Below are 25304 nucleotides of genomic sequence, written 5' to 3'. Positions count from 1 at the left end.
TTTTCGACCTCGGCTAACCTGTAATTGCATGCCGACATTTCTGCGGCATGGTCAAGGAGAACAGGATGAAAACCTCAGATCACTCGCTGCACCACAGAACACCGACGGTGGCGGTCCGCGACAATCGCGGCCTGGCCGTGCGCCAGATCGTCTACCACCGCCATCCGGATACACCCGCGGACATCGACGAACGCATCACCCGCCACCGGTTCGATGCGTTTGGCCATCCCGTGGAAAGCACCGACCCACGCCTACCCGCCCCCAACTTCACCTATCAGCTGTCCATGACCGGTGAAACGCTGCGCACCGACAGTGTCGACGCTGGCCGCAGCATCGCCCTGAACGACAGCGCCGGGCGCCCGCTGATGCACCTCAGCGCCAATGATGTCTTCCGCTATCACCACTATGAATCGGCGCCACTCGCAGGGCGGCCATTAAGTGTCACCGAGAGCTTCGCCGGAGCAACGCCCCGTATCGCCGAGCGCTTTGTCTGGGCCGGCACCGACCAGGCTAGCAAAGACCATAACCTGGCCGGTCTACCTGTCCGTCATTACGACGCTGCCGGCCGTCTCGGGACCGACAGCGTCGCACTCACCGGTCTGCCGCTGTCCTCGACCCGCCGACTGCTGAAGGCCAACGACGAAGCCGACTGGCAAGGCGCGGACGAAGCGGCATGGGAGCGGCTGCTGGCGCCAGAAACCTACACCACCCTCGCTCGCGCCGACGCCACCGGCACGTTGCTCGAACAGACCGACGCACGCGGGCACCAGCAGCGCCTGGCCCATGATATCGCCGGGCAACTGGCCAGCAGTTGGCTCACCGTCAACGGGGGCTCCGAGCAAGCCATTCTCGTGTCCGTCGCCTACTCGGCCGCCGGCCAGAAACTGCGCGAAGAACACGGCAACGGTGTGGTCACCACCTTCACCTACGAACCCCGCACCCAGCGCCTCGTCCACATCCTCGCGGTACGGCCAGCCGATGCGAAACGGCTGCAAGACCTGCGCTATGCCTATGACCCGGTGGGCAATGTGCTCGACCTGCACAATGACGCGGAAGCGACACGCTTCTACCGCAACCAGAAGGTCGACCCCGAGCACCACTACACCTACGACACCCTGTACCAACTGGCCAGCGCCACCGGCCGAGAACTGCTCGACATCGCCAACCGCCCAACGAAACAACGCTCGACCACCCTCCCGCTTCCCTCCGCCGACGGCACCCTCGTCAACTATGTGCGCCACTACCACTACGACCGTGGCGGCAACCTGACCGGCTTCAACCATAACCCCGGCGCCGGCTTCAACAGCTACAAGATCGAACTGACGGTCTCCGATCGCAGCAACCGAGCCGTGTCCAAGGACGTGACGGAAGATCCCTCGCAGGTCGATGGGTACTTCGACGCTGCGGGTAATCAACGCCAGTTGCAGGCGGCCCAACAGCTGGACTGGACCGCCCGGGGCGAACTGGCGCGGGCCGTGCTAGTGGCCCGTGACAGCCTGGCGGCCGATGAAGAGACCTACCGCTACGACGCCCGCAGCCAGCGGCTCGTCAAACGCCGCTCGGACCTGACCGCCGGGACCCTGCGCCTCAGCCACGCGCTCTACCTGCCGGGACTGGAGCTGCGCACTCAATACAACGACACGACCGTGGAATCGTCGCGGCACGAAATCATCGTCGGCGCCGCCGGCAGTGCCCAGGTGCGGGTGCTGCATTGGGAAACCGGCCTGCCCCCGGGCATGGCCAACGACTCGATTCGCTACAGCTATACCGACCTGATTGGCAGTATCGGACTGGAACTGGATAAAGACGCCGAGATCATCAGCCAGGAAGAGTACTACCCCTACGGCGAAACGGCGATGTGGCTGCCGCACAACACCGTGGAGGCGGCGTACAAGACCGTACGTTATTCCGGCAAGGAACGGGATGCGACGGGGCTGTATTACTACGGTTATCGCTATTACCAGCCGTGGCTGGGGCGTTGGTTGAGTGCCGACCCGGTGGGAACGGTGGATGGGCTGAACTTGTACCGGATGACACACAACAATCCGATTACCTATAAGGACATGCTTGGATTGACAGGGACTAACCTTAGAAGGGCCGAAGGCGTGGAGGATCTGTCAGCGGTCAGCAGCGGAAGTGATATGAAAATACACGCGCTTCACGCCCTCGACAAACTCAAGGGCTTTTTCATCCAAGGGGCAGACAGAGAGAGCATGATGACTTATTTCAATGCCGTGGAGGGGGCGCAAGATATTTTTTCAAGCACCCGGGAGGAGGCATTGAGTTTTGTTGACTCAAAGCGCCAACATATTGCTACACGAGGCGGCTTGAATATACTTACAACTTTAATTGCCTCGACATACTCCGGCCTGATAAGCATTTCGTCAGCGTCAATACTGGGGGGTATAGGTGCGACTGCTTTAGGAACCGCCGCAAGTATAGCTGTAAAGTCTTCTGTTGGGGCGCCACCTCCGCTCCCTGATACTGACATGGCGAAAAAAATCAATGACCAATTGCTCTCTACGAGTGAGAAAGTCGGTGGAAAGATAATGGAGCTGATTGATAAAAAAAATGTGGCAGGGATGTTAACGAACTTTTCCCTAAATACAGGGATAGGATATCTAGCCGCCGAGTCCGGGTACAGCGACAGCACGCCGTCCTTCCCATTTCAGGGGCTATTCAATAATGGCGTGGATATAAAAAAAGCAATGAACACCAAAAAAGATGACTTCCTTGCCGAGTTAAGCCAACGCATATCGCAAGCAAGATCTATACTGGAGAGTTTTAATGAAATGTTTGAGGATGCATTCGCCAACACCTCACGTGCCGTCAACTACAGTGCTGCAAATGACGATTGGATGATAGTGAGCGAGGGTGACCATGTTGGCAGGGAAAGGGCCATTCCGACAGAAAAGTATGGACTTCCGTACTTACTTACCCGCACAACATACAATGGCCAGTATTCGATGGCGGTCGCACACCTGGATCTTCTTGAGTCGACGCTCAACCAGGCCATCGCTGAACGTGGCATGAGGTATACGCGTCAGTAATTTATCAAAGAAGCGGGAGCACCCATCTATCTGCGGAGTGTTGTTTTCATCAATTGAAAAACCGAGAACAGGCAAGGTTCGCCTTGGTTCGATCCCGCCCTGCGGCCTAGCCTGTTCTCTATTACCCTTGGACCTTCAACCCAACCCGCCAAATCGCTTGAAGAAACTCTCGCTCGCATCGGGCAACGGCCCATCCGCCGTTTCCAGCGCACTGGCCAGGTATTCCTCCGCCATGCCCTGCACCAATCGATACAGGTTGCGGCACAGTTGCCTCGCCGCACGCCCTTCCCAATCCCCTGGCAACAGCTCATCCGGCAACTGCGGGTCACGCAGCAACAGGCGGCGGTACTCATGAATCAGCAGCGTGCGGGCCAGGAAGCAATCTTGTGGGCTGAGCGTGTCCATGTCCTTCAGGGCCTGCCACAACGGGCGGAACAGGCGAATGAACTCGCTGTAGTGCTGGCCCAGTTCCTCAGTGCTCCAGCTTTCCCGCACCTGCGCACGCAAGGCCTTTGAGGCGAGTACTTCCTGGGCCTGGGTCTCGAAGACGATGCAGTCGTCCTCGACCTCCAGCTCACGCAGGGTGGCGGCGAGGTCGGCACGGTCGGTACGCGGGCAACCCAGCAGGTTTGCGCCCATGGCGCCGAAACCCTGCCATTCCAGTTCTTCACGCACGGCCTTGCGCTTGGCGGCGTCAAGCTGCGACAGCAACACCAAGGTCCAGGCGCCATTCCAGGCCGGCAAGTTGGCGCTGTAGACCCGCTTGAAGGCTTTCTCGAAGCGTCGCCGCCCGGTACCGGTAAGGCTGTAGTAGCTGCGCCGGCCAACTTTCTCGGCAGTCAGCCAGCCCTCCTTGGTGAGGCGGAAGATCGAGGTGCGGATCAGCCGCTCGTTGATGCCCATCGGCTCCAGCAGGTTGATCAGGCTACCCAGCCAGACCGTGCCGCCGTGGGGTTCGATGGCATCACCGTAGAGGGTGATGATCAGCGAGCTGGCGCGGATCGGCGTCTGCTCCTGGAAACGGGTGATCAGGTGATTCAGGGGGGCAAGGCTGCTCATGGGGGGACGAGGCGCGGCTAAAGCCTCGACTATACCTGCCTGCCGCGACCGCGCAAGGCTCATGCACCGCCCTCGGCCTTGGGCCTGAAGCCCGAGTCGCCCATGCGCGGGCGTTGACCCTCCACCTGCGTCAAGGGCGGGCACTCCACCAGCGCGGTCATGCAACGCCGGGTCAGGGTGTGGTACTCGGTGGTACCACGTTGCTTCCAGGCCAGTTCCTGGGCGCTGAGCGCACGCTTTACCTCGGCTGGCGCACCGACCACCAGGCTTTGCTCCGGGCATTGGAAGCCGGCCTTGACGAAGGCGGTGGCGGCGACAATGCAGCGCGGGGCGATGTGCGCACCGTCCATGACCACCGCGTTCATGCCGACCAGGGTGTCCTCGCCTACCCGGCAGCCATGCAGCACGGCGCCGTGGCCGATGTGACCGTTGCGCTCGACCACGGTGTTGCCGCCAGGGAAACCGTGCATCACGCAGGTGTCCTGCAGGTTGGCGCCCTGCTCCAGGACGATGCGCCCGAAGTCACCGCGTAGCGATGCAAGGGGGCCGACATAGCAGTCCGGACCGATGATCACGTCGCCGATCAGCACTGCGCTCGGGTGCACGTAGGCGCTGGGGTGGATCACGGGGGTCAGGCCATCCAGGCGGTAGCAGGGCATTGGTCACCTCAATTAGTGATTCAAAATAATTCAAATAATCAATCTATTGAAATCACATTGTCAATGAAGGCGATACATTCCCCTGTAGGAGCCAGCCTTGCTGGCAAACGGAAAAACAGTGATTTATAGCGTTGGTGCCGGTTCGCCAGCAAGGCTGGCTCCTACAGATCGAATCACACGCAGCGATACCATTTTTATTTTTCATTGTTGATTTTGTGTATCGTATTAGGCCTATACTCCTCCACCAAGGCATGGCCTGCCCCTTCCCGGCGCCATCGCATACAACACCAAGAAAAGCCGGCCACCCCCGTGCCGAGCGTGCAGCCTGAGGTATCACCATGCCGCGCAACCTCGTTGTGCAGGCACCAGCGGACGGCGTCCGCCTGGTCACCCTGCAACGCCCACAAGCCCTCAACGCCTTGAACACCGAGTTATTAGCCGAACTCGCCACCGAACTGGAGGCGGCCGAGCGCGATCCGCAGGTCCGAGCCGTGGTCATCACCGGCAGCCGCAAGGCCTTCGCCGCCGGCGCAGACATCAACGAGATGGCCGAGCGCGACCTGGTCGGCATCCTCAACGATCCGCGGGTGGCCTGCTGGCAACGCATCGGCGCGTTCTCCAAACCCCTGATTGCCGCGGTCAACGGCTTTGCCCTCGGCGGCGGCTGCGAGCTGGTGATGTGCGCCGATATCGTCATCGCCGGCAGCGACGCCCACTTCGGCCAGCCAGAAATCAACCTTGGCATCCTTCCCGGCGCCGGTGGCACCCAGCGCCTGTTGCGCGCCGTGGGCAAGCCACTGGCCATGCAGATGGTCCTCACCGGCGAGGCCATCGATGCCCGCCACGCCTTGCAAGCGGGCCTGGTCAGCGAAGTCACCCAGCCTGAACTGACCATAGAGCGCGCCCTGCAGGTGGCCAACGTCATCGCCGCCAAGGCACCGCTGGCAGTGCGCCTGGCCAAGGAAGCGCTGCTCAAGGCCCAGGACATGGACCTCGCCAGCGGCCTGCGCTTCGAGCGCCACGCCTTCACCCTGCTGGCCGGCACCGCCGACCGCAACGAGGGCATCCGCGCCTTCCAGGAAAAACGCCCGGCCCGATTCCAAGGGCTGTAACTGACGGAGCACACCTGTCATGCCTTACCAGCACATCCTGTTTTCCATCGCCGACGACGGCGTCGCCGTTCTTTCATTGAATCGGCCCGAACAGCTCAACAGCTTCAACACCGCCATGCACCTGGAGGTGCGCGACGCGCTCAAGCAGGTGCGCCTGAGCGAACACGCCCGGGTGCTGCTGCTGACCGCCGAAGGCCGAGGTTTTTGCGCCGGCCAGGACCTGTCCGACCGCAATGTGGCGCCGGGCGCGGACATGCCGGACCTGGGCCAGTCCATCGAGCAGTTCTACAACCCGCTGGTGCGCAGCCTGCGCGACCTGCCGCTGCCTGTGGTCTGCGCGGTCAACGGCGTGGCCGCCGGGGCCGGCGCCAACCTGCCGCTGGCCTGTGACCTGGTACTGGCGGCGCGCTCGGCGAGCTTCATCCAGGCATTCTGCAAGATCGGCCTGGTACCCGATTCCGGCGGCACCTGGCTGCTGCCCCGCCTGGTCGGCATGGCCCGAGCCAAGGCGCTGGCCATGCTGGGCGAACGGCTGAGCGCGGAACAGGCCGAGCAATGGGGGCTTATCCACCGCGTGGTGGACGACGCTGCGCTGCGCGACGAGGCGCTCAAGCTGGCCCGCCAACTGGCCAGCCAGCCCACTTATGGCCTGGCCCTGGTCAAGCGCGCGCTGAACCAGAGCTTTGACAACCGTTTCGACGAGCAACTGGAGCTGGAGCGCGACCTGCAGCGCCTGGCCGGGCGCAGCGAAGATTATCGCGAAGGGGTCAGCGCCTTCATGAACAAGCGCACCCCCGTGTTCAAGGGGTGCTGACCATGAGCGCACTCGATTGCACTGCGCAGGTCGCGGTGATCGGCGCCGGCGCCATGGGTGCAGGCATCGCCCAGGTGGCTGCCCAGGCGGGACATCCCGTCCACCTCTATGACAACCGCCCCGGCGCCGCCACTGAAGCGGTACAGGGTATCGATCGCCAGCTCGGCCGCCTGGTGGAAAAAGGCAAGCTGGACGCTCAAGCTCGCGAAGCGATCATTGCCCGCCTGAGGCCGGTGGAAACGCTCGATTCGCTGGCCGAAGCCAGCCTGGTGATCGAGGCCATCGTCGAGAACCTGGCCGTCAAGCAAGACCTGCTACGACAACTGGAGGCCCTGTGTCACGACGACTGCATCCTGGCGAGCAACACGTCCTCACTGTCGATCACCAGCCTGGCTGCCGGCTTGCGCTTGCCACAGCGAGTGCTCGGCATGCACTTCTTCAATCCGGCGCCTTTGATGGCCTTGGTGGAGGTCGTGTCCGGGTTGGCCACATCCCCCGACGTGGCTGCCAGGGTCCACGCCACCGCGCAGGCCTGGGGCAAGGAGCCGGTTCATGCTCGCTCGACGCCAGGCTTCATCGTCAATCGCGTGGCCAGGCCGTTCTACGCCGAAAGCCTGCGCCTATTGCAGGAAGGCGCGGCCGACTGCGCCACCCTCGACGCACTCCTGCGTGACGCGGGCGGCTTTCGCATGGGGGCCTTCGAGCTCACCGACTTGATCGGCCATGACGTCAATTACGCCGTGACCTGCTCGGTGTTCGAGGCCTTCTACGGGGACTTCCGTTTCCAGCCTTCGCTGGTGCAGAAGGCACTGGTGGAGGCTGGGCGGCTGGGCCGCAAAAGCGGCCAGGGCTTCTATGACTACAACGATGGCGCCGTACGCCCACAGGCGAACGAATTGCACAGCGACACTGCAATCGAGCGCTGTACCGTCGAAGGTGACCTGGGCATCCTGCGACCGCTGGCCGAGCGCCTGCGCAATGCCGGTATCCGCGTGACCGAACGGGCCGGCACCGGCCTGTTGAGAGTCGGCGACGCGACCCTGGCCCTGTCCGACGGCCGCCTGGCCAGCCAGCGCGCCCGTGAGGATGGCTTGCACAACCTGGTGCTGCTGGACTTGGCGCTCGACTACCTGCAGGCCACGCGCATCGCCATCAGCCATAGCGCCGATTGCACGCCCGAAGCCCTTGATCAGGCTGTGGCCCTGTTGCGCAGCACCGGGCTCAAGGTCAGCGCCGTCGCCGACCTGCCCGGCCTGGTGGTGCTGCGCACCGTGGCGATGCTCGCCAACGAAGCCGCCGACGCCGTGCTGCAAGGCGTTGCTTCGCCCGCCGACATCGACCTGGCCATGCGTGCCGGGGTCAACTACCCGCGCGGCCCGCTGGCCTGGGCCGATGCCATGGGTATCGGCTACACCCTGCGCGCGCTGGAAAACCTGCAGCGCAGCTACGGGGAGGAACGCTACCGCCCTTCCCTGCTGCTGCGCCGCACTCATGCCCAAGGAGGACGCCTGCATGGCTGACCATTCCCCTGAAACCTTGGCCTGCGCCTGCGCCAAGGCGATGTTCAGCCGCGACGCAGCGAGCCAGGGCCTGGGCATCGAATTGCTCGAGGCCGGCCCCGGCAGCGCCCGCCTGAGCATGAGCGTGCGCGCCGACATGATCCAGGGCCATGGCACCTGTCACGGCGGATTCCTGTTCGCCCTGGCCGACTCGGCCTTCGCGTTTGCCTGCAACAGCTACGATGAAGCAGCCGTGGCCCTGGGTTGCAGCATCGACTACGTGGCGCCGGCGCGGCTGGGCGACCAGCTGACCGCCACCACCAGCGAGCAGAGCCGCAAGGGCCGCACCGGCAACTACGACGTGCGCATCGAGAACCAGCAGGGCGAGCTGATCGCCCTGTTCCACGGCAAATCCTACAAGGTACGCGGCAGCGTGCTGACACCGGAGACTTCTCATGACTGAAGCCACCCTGCCCCACGCGCTGATCATCGACGCCGTGCGCACCCCCATCGGTCGCTATGGCGGCGCCTTGTCGAGCGTGCGCGCCGACGACCTGGCCGCTGTGCCGATCAAGGCACTGATGGCGCGCCACCCTGAACTGGACTGGAGCGCCATCGACGATGTAATCCTCGGCTGCGCCAACCAGGCCGGCGAGGACAACCGCAACGTCGCGCGCATGGCCAGCCTGCTGGCCGGGCTGCCGATCTGCGTACCGGGAACCACGATCAACCGCCTCTGTGGCTCGGGCCTGGACGCCATCGGCAACGCTGCTCGCGCCCTGCGCTGCGGCGAGGCCGGGCTGATGCTGGCCGGCGGCGTCGAGTCGATGTCCCGGGCGCCGTTCGTGATGGGCAAATCGGAGCAGGCCTTCGGCCGCAGCGCCGAACTGTTCGACACCACCATCGGCTGGCGCTTCGTCAACCCGCTGATGAAAGCCCAGTACGGCATCGACTCGATGCCCGAAACCGCCGAGAACGTCGCCGAGCAGTTCGGCATCTCCCGCGAGGACCAGGACGCCTTCGCCCTGCGCAGCCAGCTCAAGGCCGCCGCCGCCCAGGCCAGCGGGCGCCTGGCGCGGGAGATCGTACCGGTCGAGATTACCCAGCGCAAAGGCCCGCCCAAATGCATCGAACACGATGAGCACCCGCGTGGCGACACCACACTGGAGCAGCTGGCCCGCCTGGGCACGCCGTTCCGCGCTGACGGCAGCGTCACGGCCGGCAACGCCTCCGGGGTCAACGACGGCGCTTGCGCCCTGCTGCTGGCCAGCCCCGAGGCCGCGCGCCGTCATGGGTTGAAAGCCCGAGGCCGGGTGCTGGGCCTGGCCTCGGCGGGCGTGGAGCCGCGCATCATGGGCATCGGCCCGGTGCCGGCCACCCGCAAGGTGCTGGCACTGACTGGGCTGTCGCTCGCCGACATGGACGTGATCGAGCTCAACGAAGCCTTCGCCGCCCAAGGCCTGGCCGTGCTGCGCGAGCTGGATTTGGCCGACGACGACCCGCGGGTCAACCCCAACGGCGGCGCCATCGCCTTGGGGCACCCGCTGGGCATGAGCGGCGCCAGGCTGGTCACCACCGCCCTGCACCAGCTGGAAGCGACGGGAGGCCGCTACGCCCTGTGCACCATGTGCATCGGCGTCGGCCAGGGCATCGCCCTGGTGATCGAGCGCCTCTGATCCGCCCGGCAAGACTCAAGACGATGCGGGCAGTATGCTGCCTGCCATGACACTCAGGGCCCTGGCCCACGACAAGAACAACTCGAGTGAAACCATGAACCTCTACCACGATGCCGAACGCGCCTTGCTTGACCCGATGGAAACCGCCAGTGTCGACGCACTGCGCCAGCACCAGCTGGAGCGCCTGCGCTGGAGCCTGAACCACGCCTACGCCAACGTGCCGTTGTACCGCCAGCGCTTCGACGCCAGCGGCGCCCACCCCGACGACCTGAAGTCGCTGGATGACCTGGCCAAGTTCCCCTTCACCGGCAAGAACGACCTGCGCGACAACTACCCCTACGGCATGTTCGCCGTGCCCCAGGACCAGGTGGTGCGCCTGCACGCCTCCAGCGGCACCACCGGCAAGCCGACGGTAGTCGGCTACACCCAGAACGACATCGACACCTGGGCCAACGTGGTTGCCCGCTCGATCCGCGCCGCGGGTGGGCGCAAGGGCGACAAGGTGCACGTCTCGTACGGCTACGGCCTGTTCACCGGCGGCCTCGGCGCCCATTATGGCGCCGAGCGCCTGGGCTGCACGGTGATCCCCATGTCCGGCGGCCAGACCGAGAAGCAGGTGCAGCTGATCCGTGATTTCCAGCCGGACATCATCATGGTCACGCCGTCGTACATGCTCAACCTGGCCGACGAAATCGAGCGCCAGGGCATCGCCCCGGGCGACCTCAAGCTGCGCCTGGGTATCTTCGGCGCCGAACCCTGGACCGACGAACTGCGCCGCGCCATCGAGCAACGCCTGGGCATCGACGCGCTCGATATCTACGGGCTCTCGGAAATCATGGGGCCGGGCGTGGCCATGGAGTGCATCGAGACCAAGGATGGCCCGACCATCTGGGAGGATCACTTCTACCCCGAGATCATCGACCCGGTCAGCGGCCAGGTGCTGCCGGATGGGCAACTGGGCGAGTTGGTGTTCACCTCGCTGAGCAAAGAGGCGCTGCCGATGGTGCGCTACCGCACCCGCGACCTCACCCGCTTGTTGCCTGGCACGGCGCGGCCGATGCGGCGCATCGGCAAGATCACCGGGCGCAGCGACGACATGCTGATCATTCGCGGGGTCAACGTGTTCCCGACGCAGATCGAGGAGCTGGTGCTAAAAATAAAACAGCTTTCAGAGCTTTATGAAATTCATCTGTATCGCAATGGAAACCTCGACAGCGTGGAGGTACATGTGGAGCTGCGCAGTGACAGCCAGTACCTCGACGAGGGCCAGCGCAAGCAAGTCGTGGGAGAGCTGGCACGGCAGATCAAGACCTATATCGGCATCAGCACGCAGATTCATCTGCAGCCGTGCGGCACGCTGAAGCGCTCGGAGGGCAAGGCCTGTCACGTGTATGACAAGCGGCTGGCCAGCTGACAGGCAGCGTTCTGCGAAAGCCCAGGCATCGTCCTGGGCTTTTTATTGTCTGCGTGGTGGCTGGGTGCCAGACGAATGCCTGGCAGCGCGCTCTAGATCGAGCGCCGCCCGCGCGGCGCATCGCGGATGAATCCGCTCCTACAGCGGCTGCAATGTACCGCACCTGTGAGGCCATGGTTGCCAGCCTTCATGGCCTATCGGTCATGGCCACGCTGCAACGAATGTAGGAGCGGATTCATCCGCGATGCGCCGCGCAGGCGGCGCCCGGTCTCGAACACACCCCGACTCCCCGTCGAGCAGCTAGAAAGCGATACACAAATCTTATTCGATACATCAAATACTATTTGATGTTGCGTTTTGTATCGCTTATAAATGGTCCACGCCCCAAGCAGCCCACAACCGGGAGCCCGACCATGTACGCACAGCTCGTAGAAACCGGCGTCAAGCGCCTCAAGTCGCTGGAAGAGATGTCGCCCGAAGAGCGCGCCTTCCAGGAAAAGATCGACGCCGAGATCAAGATCGAAGCCAAGAACTGGATGCCCGATGCCTACCGCCAGACCCTCATCCGCCAGATCTCCCAGCACGCCCACTCGGAAATCGTCGGCATGCTGCCCGAGGGCAACTGGGTCACCCGCGCCCCCTCGCTCAAGCGCAAGCTGCAACTGATGGCCAAGATCCAGGACGAAGCCGGCCATGGCCTGTACCTGTACAGCGCCATGGAAACCCTCGGCGCCGACCGCGACGAAGAGATCGCCAAGCTGCACAGCGGCAAGGCCAAGTACTCGAGCATCTTCAACTACCCCACCCTCAGCTGGGCCGACATGGGCGCGGTGGGCTGGCTGGTGGACGGCGCGGCGATCGTCAACCAGGTGGTGCTGCAGCGCACCTCCTACGGCCCCTACGCCCGCGCCATGGTCCGCATCTGCAAGGAAGAGAGCTTTCACCAGCGCCAGGGCTACGAACTGCTGCTGACCCTGATGCGCCACGGCACCCAGGCCCAGAAGGACATGGTCCAGGACGCCATCAACCGCCTGTGGTGGCCGGCATTGATGATGTTCGGCCCCAGCGACGAACACTCGCCCAACAGCGCCCAGTCCATGGCCTGGAAGATCAAGCGCCAGACCAACGACGAGCTGCGCCAGCGTTTCATCGACCAGACCGTGCCGCAACTGGAGCTGCTCGGCTGCACCGCGCCGGATCCTGCGCTGAAGTGGAACGAAGCCCGCGGCCACTACGACTTCGGCGAGATCCAGTGGGACGAGTTCTACGAAGTGATCAAGGGCAACGGCCCCTGCAACCAGGAACGCGTCGCCACCCGCCGCAAGGCCATTGAGGATGGCGCCTGGGTGCGCGAGGCCGCCGTGGCCTATGCACGCAAGCAACAGAACAAGAACGCCGCCTGAAGCGGCGAATGATGCGGAGAACCCCGATGTCTGTCTGGACCCTCTTTGAAGTCTTCGTGCGCAGCAAGCACGGCCTCAACCACAAGCACGTCGGCAGCGTGCACGCCGCCGACGCCGCCATGGCCATCGAGAACGCCCGCGAGCTGTACACCCGCCGCAGCGAAGGCGTGAGCCTGTGGGTGGTGCCCTCGGCGCTGATCACTGCCTCCTCCCCCGACGAAAAAGACCCGCTGTTCGCCCCGGCGGACGACAAGGTCTACCGCCACGCCAGCTTCTACGAGCTGCCGGCTGAAGTCGGACACATGTGAGGCGCGCCATGCACAAGCAAGCTTTGATTCAATACCTGCTGCTACTCGGCGACAGCGCCCTGGTCCAGGGCCAGCGCCTGTGCGAGTGGTGCGGCAAGGCGCCAGCGCTGGAGGAAGAGCTGGCGCTGATGAACGTCGGCCTGGACCTGGTCGGCCAGGCGCGCAACTGGCTGGAGTATGCCGCCGAGCTCAGTGCAGACGGCCGCGATGCCGACGCGCTCGCGTTCCGCCGTGACGAGCGTGCCTACCGCAACCTGCTGCTGGTCGAGCAACCCAACGGCGACTACGCCGTGACCCTGCTCAAGCAGTTCCTTTACGACGCCTGGCACCACGCCATGCTCGACGGCTTGAGCACATCGACCGATGAGCGCATCGCCGGTATCGCCGCCAAGGCCCTGAAGGAGGTGACCTACCACCTGCGCCGCTCAGGCGAGTGGGTGCAGCGCCTGGGTGGCGGCACCGAGGAAAGCCGCCGGCGCATGCTCGACGCCATTGCAACGCTGTGGCGTTTCACCGTCGAGCTGACGGCCGCCAGCGACAGCGAAGCGCAACTGGCCCAGGCCGGCATCGCCGCCGACCCGACGCAGGTTATCCGCCGTTGGCAGGCTACGGTCGATGCGATTTTCGTCTCGGTCGAACTGCCGCTGCCCAAAGCCGCCAGCCACTTCTACCTGGACGGACGCAAAGGCCTGCACACCGAACACCTGGGCCTGCTGCTGGCCGAAATGCAATGCCTGCCGCGAGCCTACCCCGATGCGACCTGGTGAGTTGATCGCGGGCGATCGCGGCGCCCGCGCCCTGCGCGACGGCGACCTGGCCCAGGCCTGGGCGGTACTGGCCGAGGTGATGGACCCGGAGGTGCCGGTGGTCAGCGTGGTCGACTTAGGGATCGTCCGCGACCTCGACTGGCGCGCCGGCCACCTGCACCTGGTGGTCACCCCGACCTACTCCGGCTGCCCGGCCACCGAGGTGATCGAGGGCGATATCCGCCAGGCCCTGGAACAGGCCGGTTTCGCCGAGCCCGCCCTTGAGCGCCGGCTGACCCCAGCCTGGAGCACCGACTGGATCAGCGACCTTGGCCGCGAACGCCTGCGCGCCTATGGCATCGCGCCACCCGTTGGCAGCACCAGCCTGCGCGGCGCATCGCCCACCGTGTGCTGCCCGCAATGCGGTAGCAGCCAAACCGAGCTGCTCAGCCAGTTCGGCTCCACCGCCTGCAAGGCCTTGTACCGCTGCCGCGCGTGCCTGGAGCCGTTCGACTATTTCAAATGCCTTTGAGCCGTGGAGAACGCCATGAGCCAGTTTCACAGCCTGACCGTCCGGCAAGTGCGCCAGGAAACCCGCGACGCGGTGTCCATCGCCTTCGACGTGCCCGCGCACCTGCGCGAAGAGTTCCGCTTCACCCAGGGCCAGTACCTGGTCATGCGCACCCGCCTGGATGACCAGGAAGTGCGGCGCTCCTACTCGATCTGTAGCGCGGTGCAGGATGGCGAACTGCGCGTGGCGGTCAAGCGCGTGCCGGGCGGGCGCTTCTCGGCGTTCGCCAACGAAGCGCTCAAGGCCGGCCAGCAACTCGAAGTGATGCCGCCATCAGGCAGCTTCTTCGTGCCGCTGGACCCGGCACGCCAGGGCAACTACCTCGGCGTGGCCGCCGGCAGCGGCATCACCCCGATCCTGTCGCTGATCGCCACCACCCTGGCCAGCGAGCCCCACAGCCGTTTCACCCTGCTGTACGGCAACCGCGCGAGCAACAGCGCGCTGTTTCGCGATCGCCTCGAAGACTTGAAAAACCAGTACCTGGACCGCCTCAACCTGATCTTCGTGTTCAGCCGCGAGCAGCAGGATGTCGACCTGTACAACGGGCGCATCGATGCCGACAAATGCGGCCAGCTGTTCTCCCGCTGGCTCGATGTGAAATCCCTCGACGCAGCGTTCATCTGCGGCCCGCAAGCCATGACCGAAACCGTGCGCGACAGCCTGCAAGCCAATGGCCTGGACAAGGCGCGCATCCATTTCGAGCTGTTCGCCGCCGCCGCTGGCGAGGCACGTCGCGAAGCCCGCGAGGCGGCGCGCCAGGTCGATTCGGCGGTCAGCCACGTCACCGTGATCAGCGACGGCCGCGCCCTGGCCTTCGACCTGCCGCGCAACACCCGCAGCGTGCTCGACGCCGGCAACGCCATTGGCGCCGAGCTGCCCTGGTCGTGCAAGGCCGGGGTGTGCTCGACCTGCAAGTGCAAGGTGATCGAGGGCGAGGTGGAGATGGACAGCAACCATGCCCTGGAGGACTACGAAGTGGCGGCCGGGTATGTGTTGTCGTGCCAGACCTACCCGCTGAGCGACAGGGTGGTGCTCGATTTCGATCAACTGTGAATGCATCTCTGTAGGAGCGGCCTTGAGCCGCGAAAGGGCTGCGCAGCAGCCCCGGCAATCGCTGAAATGTTTCAGATCCCGGGACCGCTTTGCGGTCCTTTCGCGGCTCAAGGCCGCTCCTACAGGGACGGTGCAAACAGCAACACCCGCGTGACCTGAAAAAACAATTACAACAGCCAGAGAGAACGCTCCCCATGACACCCGAACACCTCGAATCCATCAGCAACCACCCCGCCTTCCAGCAACTGATCAGGCGCAAGCGCCGCCTCAACGGCTCGCTGACCCTGACCATGCTCGTCGCCTACTACGGCTTCGTCCTGCTGGTGGCCTTCGCCCCCGGCGTGCTCGGCCAATCGCTCAACGGCGGGGTGACCAGTGTCGGCATGCTGGTCGGGGTGCTGATGGTGCTGCTGTCCTTCGCCCTCACCGGCCTCTACATGCACCGCGCCAATCGCGTCATCGACCCACTGAACGACGTGGTCAAGCAGGAGTGCGCGCGATGAACTGGACGGCTATCTCGATGTTCCTGGTGTTCGTTGGTTTCACCCTGCTGGTGACCCGCTGGGCCGCTTTGCGCACCCGCTCGGCCAGCGACTTCTACACCGCCGGCGGCGGCCTCACCGGCATGCAGAACGGCCTGGCGATCGCCGGTGACATGATCAGCGCCGCGTCCTTCCTGGGTATCTCGGCGATGATGTTCATGAACGGCTACGACGGCCTGCTCTACGCCCTGGGCGTGCTGGCCGGCTGGCCGATCATCCTGTTCCTGATCGCCGAGCGCCTGCGCAACCTGGGCAAGTACACCTTCGCCGACGTGGTCTCCTACCGCCTGGCCCAGGCCCCGGTGCGCCTCACCTCGGCGTTCGGCACCCTGGCCGTGGCGCTGATGTACCTGGTGGCGCAGATGGTCGGTGCCGGCAAGCTGATCGAGCTGCTGTTCGGTATCAGCTACCTGTACGCGGTGATGCTGGTGGGCGTGCTGATGGTGCTGTACGTCACCTTCGGCGGCATGCTCGCCACCACCTGGGTGCAGATCATCAAGGCGGTGATGCTGCTGTCGGGCACCACCTTCATGGCCTTCATGGTGCTCAGGCACTTCGGTTTCAGCACCGAGGCGATGTTCGCCAGCGCCGTGGCCGTGCACGCCAAGGGCCAGGCGATCATGGCGCCCGGGGCGCTGCTGTCCAATCCGGTGGATGCCATCTCGCTCGGGCTGGGGATGATGTTCGGCACTGCGGGCCTGCCGCATATCCTCATGCGTTTCTTCACCGTCAGCGATGCCAAGGAAGCGCGCAAGAGCGTGTTCTACGCCACCGGTTTCATCGGCTACTTCTACCTGCTGCTGATCGTCATTGGGTTCGGCGCCATCGTCATGGTCGGTACCGAGCCCAGCTACCGCGATGCCACCGGCGCGATCATCGGCGGCGGCAACATGGTCGCGGTGCACCTGGCCCAGGCGGTGGGCGGCAACCTGTTCCTCGGGTTCATCTCGGCGGTGGCCTTCGCCACCATCCTTGCCGTGGTGGCGGGCCTGGCGCTGTCGGGGGCCTCGGCGGTGTCCCACGACCTGTACGCCTGCGTGGTGCGCAAGGGCCAGGCCAGCGAGCAGGAGGAGATGCGCGTGTCGCGCCTCGCCACCCTGGGGATCGGCTTGTTCGCGGTGCTGCTGGGGCTGCTGTTCGAGTCGCAGAACATCGCCTTCCTCTCCGGCCTGGTGCTGGCGGTGGCTGCCTCGGTCAACTTCCCGGTGCTGCTGCTCTCGATGTTCTGGAAAGGCCTGACCACCCGCGGCGCGGTGTGCGGCAGCCTGGCCGGGCTGGTCTCGGCGATCGTGCTGGTGGTGCTGGGGCCGGCGGTGTGGGTCAACGTGCTGCACAACGAGCGGGCGCTGTTCCCCTACAGCAACCCGGCGCTGTTCTCCATGTCGCTGGCGTTCATCGGTGCCTGGGCCTTCTCGGTCACCGACACCTCGGAACGGGCGCGGGAAGAGCGCGGGCGCTACCTGGCCCAATTCATCCGCTCCATGACCGGTATCGGCGCCGCCGGCGCCAGCAAGCACTGACTTCAAGAACAATGACACTGTCGGGAACAACAACAATGAACCGCACGTCCTTCACGTCAGCCGCCTGGCTGGCCACCCTCGCCCTGCCCCTGCCGGCCATGGCGGACTTCATCGCTGACAGCCACGCGCGCATCGAGCTGCGCAACCATTACATCAACCGCGATTTCCGCCAGAGCAACGCTCCTCAAAGCAAGGCCGAGGAATGGGGCCAAGGCTTCACCGCCCGCTTCGAATCGGGTTTCACCGAAGGGCCGGTCGGCGTCGGCGTCGACGCCATGGGGCAACTCGGCATCAAGCTCGACTCCAGCCGCGACCGGCGCAACACCGGGCTGCTGCCCTATGGGCCTCGCAGCCTGGAGCCGGTGGACGACTACAGCGAGCTGGGCCTGACCGGCAAGCTGCGGGTATCGAAGAGCACCCTGCGCCTGGGCACCCTGCAACCGATCCTGCCGGTGGTGGTGTACAACGACACGCGCCTGCTGTCGTCAACCTTCCAGGGCGGCCTGCTGACCAGCCAGGAACTGGACGGCCTGACCTTCAACGGTGGCCGCCTGACCAAGGCCAACCTGCGCGACTCCTCCGGGCGCGACGACATCGGCTACGGTGCCGCCACCAGCGACCATTTCGACTTCGGTGGCGGCAGCTACGCCATCACGCCACAGACCAGCATCAGCTACTACTACGCCAAGCTCGAGGACATCTACCGCCAGCAATACGTCGGGGTGTTGCACACTCAACCCCTGGCCGAAGGCGTCAGCCTGCGCAGCGACCTGCGCTACTTCGACAGCCGCGGCGATGGCGCCGAGCGCGCCGGGCGCATCGACAACCGCAACTTCAACGCCCTGTTCACCCTCGGCGTGAAGGCCCACAAGCTCTCCGCCACCTGGCAGCAGATGTCCGGCGACAGCGCCTTCCCGTTCCTCAACGGCGGCGACCCGTACACCGTCAACCTGGTCACCTACAACACCTTCACCCGCGCCGGGCTCGACTCCTGGCAACTGCGCTACGACTACGACTTCGTCGCCCTGGGTATCCCCGGCCTGAGCTTCATGACCCGCTACACCGATGGCCGCCACGCCGAAACCGCCACGGTCAGCAATGGCCGCGAACGCGAGCGCGACACCGACATCACCTACGTCATCCAGAGCGGCCCGTTCAAGGACGTCAGCCTGCGCTGGCGCAACGTCACCTTCCGTTCCGGCAATGGCCTTACCAATGCCGTGGACGAGAACCGCCTGATCATCGGCTACACCCTGGCGCTCTGGTAACCGCGCCCCCCTTCAAAGGAGAACAGCATGTCCGCCGCCCCTACCCTGCAAAGCTTCATCGCCGGCCGCTGGATCGGCCAGCACGGTGCCCAGGCCCTGCGCAGCGCCCTCGACGGCCACGTCCTGGCCTACAGCCACGAAGAACGCCCGGACTTCGCCGAAGCCGTGGACTTCGCTCGGGCCCAGGGCCTGCAACAACTGCTGGCGATGGACTTCCAGCAGCGCGCCGCCCGGCTCAAGGCCCTGGCGCTGTACCTGGCCGAGCGCAAGGAGCAGCTCTACGCCCTGTCCCACCACAGCGGCGCCACCCGCGCCGACAGCTGGATCGATATCGAGGGCGGCAACGCCACGCTGTTTGCCTATTCGAGCATGGGCCGGCGCGAACTGCCGTCCGGCAACCTGGTGCATGAAGGCCCGGCGATCCCGCTGGGCAAGAACGGGCACTTCGTCGGCAGCCACATCCTGGTGCCGCGCGCCGGTGTCGCCGTGCATATCAACGCCTTCAACTTCCCGATCTGGGGCATGCTGGAGAAGTTCGCCCCAACCTTCCTCGCCGGCATGCCGTGCATCGTCAAGCCTGCCACCTCGACCAGCTACCTCACCGAAGCCGTGGTGCGGCTGATGAATGAATCGGGTCTGTTGCCAGCCGGCAGCTTGCAGTTGGTGATCGGCAGCACCGGCGACCTGCTCGACCGCCTGCAAGGCCAGGACGTGGTGACCTTCACCGGCTCCGCCGACACCGCCGCGAAATTGCGCGTCACCCCGAACCTGGTGCGCCACTCGGTGCCATTCACCGCCGAGGCCGACTCGCTCAACTGCGCCATCCTCGGCCCGGACGTCAGCCCCGACAGCGAGGCGTTCGAGCTGTACATCAAGGAAGTGGCGCGGGAGATGACCACCAAGGCGGGGCAGAAATGCACCGCGATCCGCCGCGCCATCGTCCCGGCCAGGCACATCGATGCGGTGGCCACACGCCTGCGCGAACGTCTGCGCAAGGTGGTGGTGGGTGATCCTTCGGTCGAAGGTGTACGCATGGGGGCGCTGGCCTCCCATGACCAGCAGCGCGATGTCGCCGAGCGGGTGCGCCTGCTGCTGGACAGCTGCGACCAGTTGCTGGGGGCCAGTGACGGTTTCAATCCGGTCGGCGATGGCGTGGCCGAAGGCGCCTTCTTCGCCCCGACCCTGCTGCTGGCCCGCGACCCGCACGCCGAGGGCGGCGCCCACGACATCGAGGCGTTCGGCCCGGTGAGCACGCTGATGGCCTATGACGACCTCGACGAGGCCCTGGCCCTGGCCGCCCGGGGCAAGGGCAGCCTGGTGGCGTCGCTGGTCACCGCCGACCGCGCCGTGGCGGCCAAGGCCATCCCGGTGGCGGCGGCCTGGCATGGGCGGCTATTGGTGCTCGACAGCGAGGCGGCCAAGGAGTCCACCGGGCATGGCTCGCCGTTACCTCAACTCAAGCACGGCGGGCCGGGCCGCGCCGGGGGCGGCGAAGAGCTGGGCGGCCTGCGTGCGGTCAAGCACTACCTCCAGCGCGCCGCAGTCCAGGGTTCACCAAGCATGTTGATGGCGGTGACCGGCGAATACGTGCGTGGCGCCGAGGTGATCGAGACCGAAGTGCACCCGTTCCGCCGTTACTTCGACGACCTGCGTATCGGCGAGTCGCTGCTCACCCACCGGCGCACCGTGACCGAAGCCGATCTGGTCAATTTCGGTTGCCTGTCGGGCGATCATTTCTATATGCACTTCGACGAGATTGCGGCGAAGCAGTCGCAGTTCGGCAAGCGCATTGCCCACGGTTACTTCGTGTTGTCGGCGGCGGCTGGGTTGTTCGTTTCTCCGGGCGAAGGGCCGGTGCTGGCCAACTACGGGCTGGACACCCTGCGCTTCATCACGCCGGTCGGGATCGGCGACACGATCCAGGCACGGCTGACCTGCAAGCGCCGGATCGACCAGGGCAAGACCAGCCCGCAGGGGCAGCCGCAAGGGGTGGTGGCATGGGATGTGGAGGTGACCAACCAGCTGGGTGAGCTGGTGGCCAGCTATGACATTCTGACGTTGGTGCTCAAGCGGCCTGAGTAATCCTGAGCACGCGCTCGCGGCAAGTCGGCCATCCCAAGGTCGGCATGCCCGCGAGCGCCATCGGACAGCAGGTGGGCTCAATGGAAGATCAGGCTGTCCACCCTTTCGATCTGGAAGTCTTTGTCAGCTCTCACCAGTAGCACTTCGTCAGGGGCGTTGCGCAGGATTGCTATCATTACAACTGTGCCAGTTTCGGTGAGCCCCACCAGGGCCTCCGTGCCTCGACCTCGAACAGGGACAAAATAGGTTGGCCATTCCTCACCTTTGGCGACAATGTACCCATCGTATTCGGGCGTTCCATACTTCGGAATGACCTTTGCCGCGTCGGGTTTACCTTGGTCCTTGAGCCTTAATCGGAGCAACGTGCTCAGCCTTGCATCGCCGTCGTCGAGCGGCCTGTTGCCAAAAAAGCGGGCCAGCTCGAATCGCAGTTTTTCCGGGTCACTGGTGATCCATTCTCTGAGAAAGGCACGAGCCAGGGTTTGAACCGACTCCGGCGCGTCTGCTCTTGGGTGTGAAAGCAGCTCGTTCAGAGCCTTTTCGTTCTCGAGATCCGATCCATTTTCCGGATCCGGATACCAGCCCGGTACCTGCTTCTCATACTCTGGGATGGTTGGTTGCGGGGTCTTCACCTCGGGTAGAGCGCTCACCAGATCCATCCGCGGCGCCCCATAAAAACTCCGCTTACCGTTTTCCAGGCTCAGATTTCTCGCAATGGCTTCAGGCTGAGGGACCCCTTGCGTCTTTAACCAGTCAGCTTTGTCCGACTTCGTCGGCGCTTTGCAGAAGGATAGCGTCGCCGCCTTCAGTGCCTGCCAATCCTTGGCTGGCCTACTGAGTTGCATATGCTCTCGGTAACTCAGCAGGAGGTCGTAGGCTGTGCGGGCTGCCTCTACGCACTTCTCTGCCTCCCAATGCGTCTGATCGGCCTTGTGTGAAATTACAGAGCCCTTTGCCACGGGGTGCGACCAGATCCACTCACTGGGGCAGAAATACTCAAACCTGTTTGATACGCCTTCGTGCGAGTAGGAATCCTGCCAACCATGAAGCGCCTGGCCAAACTTGCGCAGGTGTTCGACTTGTTCAGGCTTGCCCTCCGCGATCACACTTCTTGCCTGGGTTTGTGCGTAAGGATTGCCCACATTACTGAGGGGGCGATCCTCAGGCTGAGCCGGTGGCGCCTGCCTGGCCCGAAAGTGCAGCTGCCTGGTCTTGAGGCTCGCATCGTGGTTCCCCATGATGCACAGCTCCCAGATGATGGCGTGCTTGGCATCCAGGAAGCCGGTATCGGTGAGCTCATTCCCTTGCGCAATGGCATTGCTCTGTATGGCGTTGTATCCCGCTTTCGAAGCCAACCAATAGGTCAGGCCATAATGGACATCGGACTCATAGGCTAGCGCCGACCCGCTGGTGACGATGAATAACTGCCCGATCACAAGAGAGTGCAAGGGTCTCATAGGTGCCTCCGGGTGGGTCGTTCAGAACCTGACTCAAAGCCACCACGACGTGCCCGTCGGCTTCCCAAACGACAGCCTAGTTCACCAATCCGGAGTACGCACCACCTTGAGGCCGACATGACGCTCGCGCTCCCACACTCCCAACCTCCGTCACATTGTCCAAGGGCAATCTATAGTTACGTGCAATAGCGCGCCCCTCGCAGTTTAGCCGGCCCGCCCCACACCCAAGGCAGTATCGCTTTGTAATAAGGGGTGCCATGACACCGTTAGCGTACGACCCCGCCAACCGAACGCTTCATCACACCAAGGGCTGGCAAAGCCTGCGCCTCCCTGACCAAAGAGCACAGGCGTTCTGGCCCGTTGGGAGCCCAACATGACAAGTTCGGTGATTTCATGCGAATTACCGTAGCAGTTGCGTTGCTGATAATGCTTGCCGGCTGCACCCATGCCCCTGAGGACATTCACATGGAGGTCAGTGATCGGCATGGGCTGGCTGAGCCGAAAATTGAATACCTCGGGGTGGGGGGTTGGCTGGTGCATTGGAGAGGTGAAGGGTTGCTGCTCGCCCCTTCTTTCAGCAATCCTGCCACGCTAGGGCTTCGAGGGGTTCCGCCATTGGGGGTGCACGCCGATGACGCGAAAATCGACAAGTACATGGCGCCTCTTCATGCCGAGGATGTGACGATGTTGCTGGTGGGGCACGCTCATTACGATCACCTCCTTGACGTGATACGCGTGATGCAGGTGCATACGCCCAAGGCCACAGTCTACGGTTCCGAAACCGTGGGGCACATCCTGCAAGTGGCAATCCCCAGGGCGCGCATCGTTGAACCAGAAAGAGCAGATATCGCCTATCAAAAGGACCCCAGCTACAGAGGCACCTGGTTCTACTCGCAACCTGCCAGTGTCGGGAAAGTAATGAAAGTCAGGGATGGCAATTCAACTGATCTGGAAGGCAATCGCCCCACCGGTAAAATCCGCGCCATGCCGCTCAACAGCATGCACGCGGGCCACATCTTTCGAGTGAACTTGATCCCCGGCGCCTACGACCATGACCTGGATGCGCTACCGGGTGGCGTCCTGGACTGGAAGCTTGGTCACCACACGCTGGCCTGGCTGATCGATTTGCTGGGTGATGACGGCAAACCGGTATACCGCATTCACTACCAGGACAGTGCTGCCGAACCACCCTTCGGATTTCCGCCCGTCATTGCCGACAGCAAGGCGGTCGATATAGAAATCCTGTGTGCCGGCGACTGGACGCAAGTGTCGTATTACCCCGACGGTTTGTTGAGGGTTACCAAGCCGCGACTGGTCTTGGTGGGCCATTGGGAGAACTTCTTTGGCAACGATCTTGAAAGGCCCCCTCGCACAATACCCTTGCAGAACCCGAAGCCTATGGTCGAGCGCATAAAAGCCGCCCTGCCTGACGCCGAAGTGGTGGTACCAAAACCGCTTTCCGAGTGGCCGCTGCCAACGCCCAACTAAGCGAACCCTCTGGATAGCTACAACACCGAGGCGACCAACGTCACGAGAGGGAGCCATGGCAACATCTCGGCGCAGGGTTTCACTGCTCTATTACGCTCGCTGGTTCGCCAGTTCGGCTGCCAGGCCAACCAGTTGCCTACCCTGTTCAGCACTGATTTCGCGTTCGGCCTCCAGGCGAAGCGTCTGAGCGTCCAGTTGCCGGCGCATCTCTTCGCTGGCGCCCTGAGCCTGGGCAAGGATGGCGCGCAAGCCCTGCACCTGGGCGTCGCGCTGTTCCAGTTGCTCACTCATCACCTTGCGCTCGGATTGTGCCTGCCGCTGCTCGGCTTGCAGTCGCTCGTTGTCACGGTGCAGGCGAGTCAGCTCTTCCTGGCGAGCAGTCATGCCCAATTGGACGGTCTGCAACTGCCCCTGCAACTGGCGAACCTGGGTCTCATGGCGGCGCTGGTCCTGTTCGCGTTGCTCTCGGTTGCTGGCACGCAAATGCTCGATGTCTTCATGGGCCTGGCGGTGCTTTGCTTCCAATGAGTGGACCTGTTGTTCCTTGTCCGTCAGGCGCACCTGCAATTCACCCAAGGCCTGGCGGGCCAACTGCAGTTGCGACGCCAGTTCCCGGCGTTGGTTGTCCAGCTCGGCCTGGGCGGCATCGATGCGTGCCTGCCCCTCCTCCTGCAGCTGTGCCGCCAGTTGCTCCACCAACTTGCCCAGCGGTTCGCTGAGGCTGGCCATGCCGCTGAGGCTCACTGGCTCCAGCTCTTTCAGATAACGATGAATCGTGGTTTTCGAGCCGGTGTTGCCCAATTCGATACGTACAGCATCGATACTTGGATGCTCGCCCCGGGCAATCAACAACTGCCGCGCACGCTGTACTGCAGCCTTGTCGATTCCGGTCCTGGCCATGTTGGCTCCTGACATTTCATACCATGGTACGTACCATGCAATTACGCGAATTCTGCACCTGTATCGAAGGGATTTCAAGGTGCCGCAGGCATACCCTTCACCTCGCCTCGTTGCAGGCTATCTACCGTGTTGCCCATGGCATCCCGCGCGTCGAGGTCGGCGCCTCGCGCCTCCAGGGCCTGCAGCACCTCGGTGCGCTGGAACAGTGCGGCGTACATCGCCGCCGTCTGCCCGGAGGCATTGTGCTGGTCGGGGCTGCAGGGGGCATCGATCAGGCGTCGAGCGATACGCACCTCGCCCTTGAAGATGGCCCCCATCAGTGCCGTGTTGCCGCGCAGGTCCTGCACGCAAGGGTCGGCACCTGCCGCCAACAGTTGCTCAACGGTTTCGCCCTGGCCGTGATAGGCCGCCAGGATCAGGCCGGTGTAGCCCTTCGCATCACGCACGTTCAGGTCGAACCCGGCTTCGATGAATGTCCGCAGCATGGCCTGGTCGCCGCGTCGCGACGCGTCGAAAAAGTAGTCGTGCAAGCGCTGCTCAATGGCAAAGCCCTGCGCATCGGCCTGAGCAGTCATCGTCGTCAGCGCGACAAGTGCCGCAAGAAACCATGCCCGCATGGTGGCCTCCTCCAATATTTAGCGCGACCGTTGTAGGAGCGGCTTCAGCCGCGAAGCGGGTATCAG

Annotated in this window: 22 protein-coding genes; 17 read left to right on the top strand and 5 right to left on the bottom strand. The window is 63.9% G+C overall.

The features are described 5' to 3' along the window. Positions 1-65: 65 nt before the first annotated feature. Positions 66-3050: an RHS repeat-associated core domain-containing protein gene (locus NGM28_RS17455; protein WP_252090909.1), complete on the top strand. Its 2985-nt coding sequence runs from the start codon at positions 66-68 to the stop codon at positions 3048-3050. Between the two features lie 135 nt (positions 3051-3185). On the opposite strand, the gene paaX is transcribed toward NGM28_RS17455, so the two are convergent. Next, entirely contained in the window at positions 3186-4109 is a 924-nt protein-coding gene (gene paaX, locus NGM28_RS17450) for a phenylacetic acid degradation operon negative regulatory protein PaaX (RefSeq protein WP_252090908.1), read from the bottom strand. A gap of 59 nt (positions 4110-4168) precedes the next feature. Continuing rightward, on the bottom strand, positions 4169-4768 hold the full coding sequence (gene paaY / locus NGM28_RS17445; RefSeq protein ID WP_252090907.1) for a phenylacetic acid degradation protein PaaY: 600 nt from the start codon (positions 4766-4768) through the stop codon (positions 4169-4171). A gap of 338 nt (positions 4769-5106) precedes the next feature. Here paaY and paaF point away from each other — a divergent pair, with 338 nt between their 5' ends. From paaF to paaZ, 15 genes are all read left to right on the top strand, one after another. Then, complete coding sequence (gene paaF, locus NGM28_RS17440; protein WP_240062848.1) at positions 5107-5880, top strand: 2,3-dehydroadipyl-CoA hydratase PaaF; 774 nt, start codon at positions 5107-5109, stop codon at positions 5878-5880. A gap of 19 nt (positions 5881-5899) precedes the next feature. Next, complete coding sequence (paaG, locus tag NGM28_RS17435; protein ID WP_240062847.1) at positions 5900-6694, top strand: 2-(1,2-epoxy-1,2-dihydrophenyl)acetyl-CoA isomerase PaaG; 795 nt, start codon at positions 5900-5902, stop codon at positions 6692-6694. A gap of 2 nt (positions 6695-6696) precedes the next feature. Beyond that, the gene (paaH, locus tag NGM28_RS17430) at positions 6697-8214 is read left to right on the top strand and encodes a 3-hydroxyacyl-CoA dehydrogenase PaaH (protein WP_252090906.1); all 1518 of its coding nucleotides are present in this window, start codon (positions 6697-6699) and stop codon (positions 8212-8214) included. Then, a complete protein-coding gene (gene paaI, locus NGM28_RS17425) occupies positions 8207-8656 on the top strand; it encodes a hydroxyphenylacetyl-CoA thioesterase PaaI (RefSeq protein ID WP_252090905.1) in 450 nt (149 codons plus the stop codon). The genes paaH and paaI overlap by 8 nt, the downstream gene beginning before the upstream one ends. Further along, complete coding sequence (gene pcaF, locus NGM28_RS17420) at positions 8649-9869, top strand: 3-oxoadipyl-CoA thiolase (protein WP_286089015.1); 1221 nt, start codon at positions 8649-8651, stop codon at positions 9867-9869. Before paaI ends, pcaF begins: the two co-directional genes overlap by 8 nt. 94 nt (positions 9870-9963) lie before the next feature. Then, entirely contained in the window at positions 9964-11283 is a 1320-nt protein-coding gene (gene paaK / locus NGM28_RS17415) for a phenylacetate--CoA ligase PaaK (protein ID WP_252090933.1), read from the top strand. Positions 11284-11696: 413 nt separating this feature from the next. Continuing rightward, the gene (gene paaA / locus NGM28_RS17410; RefSeq protein ID WP_011533968.1) at positions 11697-12686 is read left to right on the top strand and encodes a 1,2-phenylacetyl-CoA epoxidase subunit PaaA; all 990 of its coding nucleotides are present in this window, start codon (positions 11697-11699) and stop codon (positions 12684-12686) included. Between the two features lie 26 nt (positions 12687-12712). After that, on the top strand, positions 12713-12994 hold the full coding sequence (paaB, locus tag NGM28_RS17405; RefSeq protein WP_011533969.1) for a 1,2-phenylacetyl-CoA epoxidase subunit PaaB: 282 nt from the start codon (positions 12713-12715) through the stop codon (positions 12992-12994). A gap of 8 nt (positions 12995-13002) precedes the next feature. After that, positions 13003-13761 (top strand): 1,2-phenylacetyl-CoA epoxidase subunit PaaC, encoded by a 759-nt coding sequence (gene paaC / locus NGM28_RS17400; RefSeq protein ID WP_252090904.1) that lies wholly within the window; start codon positions 13003-13005, stop codon positions 13759-13761. Then, positions 13748-14272: a 1,2-phenylacetyl-CoA epoxidase subunit PaaD gene (paaD, locus tag NGM28_RS17395; protein WP_252090903.1), complete on the top strand. Its 525-nt coding sequence runs from the start codon at positions 13748-13750 to the stop codon at positions 14270-14272. The genes paaC and paaD overlap by 14 nt, the downstream gene beginning before the upstream one ends. A 15-nt stretch (positions 14273-14287) precedes the next feature. Then, positions 14288-15364: a 1,2-phenylacetyl-CoA epoxidase subunit PaaE gene (paaE, locus tag NGM28_RS17390; protein ID WP_252090902.1), complete on the top strand. Its 1077-nt coding sequence runs from the start codon at positions 14288-14290 to the stop codon at positions 15362-15364. 194 nt (positions 15365-15558) lie between these two features. Next, positions 15559-15867 (top strand): DUF485 domain-containing protein, encoded by a 309-nt coding sequence (locus NGM28_RS17385; RefSeq protein WP_213656897.1) that lies wholly within the window; start codon positions 15559-15561, stop codon positions 15865-15867. After that, positions 15864-17426 (top strand): cation acetate symporter, encoded by a 1563-nt coding sequence (locus NGM28_RS17380; protein WP_240062840.1) that lies wholly within the window; start codon positions 15864-15866, stop codon positions 17424-17426. Before NGM28_RS17385 ends, NGM28_RS17380 begins: the two co-directional genes overlap by 4 nt. Before the next feature lie 35 nt (positions 17427-17461). Further along, entirely contained in the window at positions 17462-18694 is a 1233-nt protein-coding gene (locus NGM28_RS17375; protein ID WP_252090901.1) for an OprD family porin, read from the top strand. Positions 18695-18721: 27 nt separating this feature from the next. After that, positions 18722-20776, top strand: coding sequence for a phenylacetic acid degradation bifunctional protein PaaZ (gene paaZ, locus NGM28_RS17370; RefSeq protein WP_252090900.1), 2055 nt, complete (start codon positions 18722-18724; stop codon positions 20774-20776). Between the two features lie 77 nt (positions 20777-20853). Here the strand turns inward: paaZ and NGM28_RS17365 are convergent, their stop codons facing one another. Further along, complete coding sequence (locus tag NGM28_RS17365; RefSeq protein ID WP_252090899.1) at positions 20854-22233, bottom strand: hypothetical protein; 1380 nt, start codon at positions 22231-22233, stop codon at positions 20854-20856. A gap of 465 nt (positions 22234-22698) precedes the next feature. On the opposite strand from NGM28_RS17365, the gene NGM28_RS17360 reads away from it, so the two are divergent. Further along, on the top strand, positions 22699-23721 hold the full coding sequence (locus NGM28_RS17360) for an MBL fold metallo-hydrolase (RefSeq protein WP_252090898.1): 1023 nt from the start codon (positions 22699-22701) through the stop codon (positions 23719-23721). A gap of 90 nt (positions 23722-23811) precedes the next feature. Here NGM28_RS17360 and NGM28_RS17355 read toward each other — a convergent pair whose 3' ends face one another. Together NGM28_RS17355 and NGM28_RS17350 are read right to left on the bottom strand one after the other, a co-directional pair. Then, positions 23812-24621 carry a DNA-binding protein gene (locus tag NGM28_RS17355; protein ID WP_252090897.1) on the bottom strand — a complete coding sequence of 270 codons (810 nt, stop codon included), beginning with the start codon at positions 24619-24621 and terminating at the stop codon, positions 23812-23814. Positions 24622-24695: 74 nt separating this feature from the next. Then, a complete protein-coding gene (locus NGM28_RS17350; RefSeq protein WP_240062834.1) occupies positions 24696-25238 on the bottom strand; it encodes an ankyrin repeat domain-containing protein in 543 nt (180 codons plus the stop codon). Positions 25239-25304 lie beyond the last annotated feature (66 nt).

This window comes from Pseudomonas sp. MWU13-3659 (assembly GCF_023757525.1).
GTDB classification, from domain to species: Bacteria; Pseudomonadota; Gammaproteobacteria; order Pseudomonadales; family Pseudomonadaceae; genus Aquipseudomonas; species Aquipseudomonas entomophila_E.
Note: the sequence above shows the minus strand (reverse complement) of the source record. Positions and strands in the feature narration are given on the sequence as shown.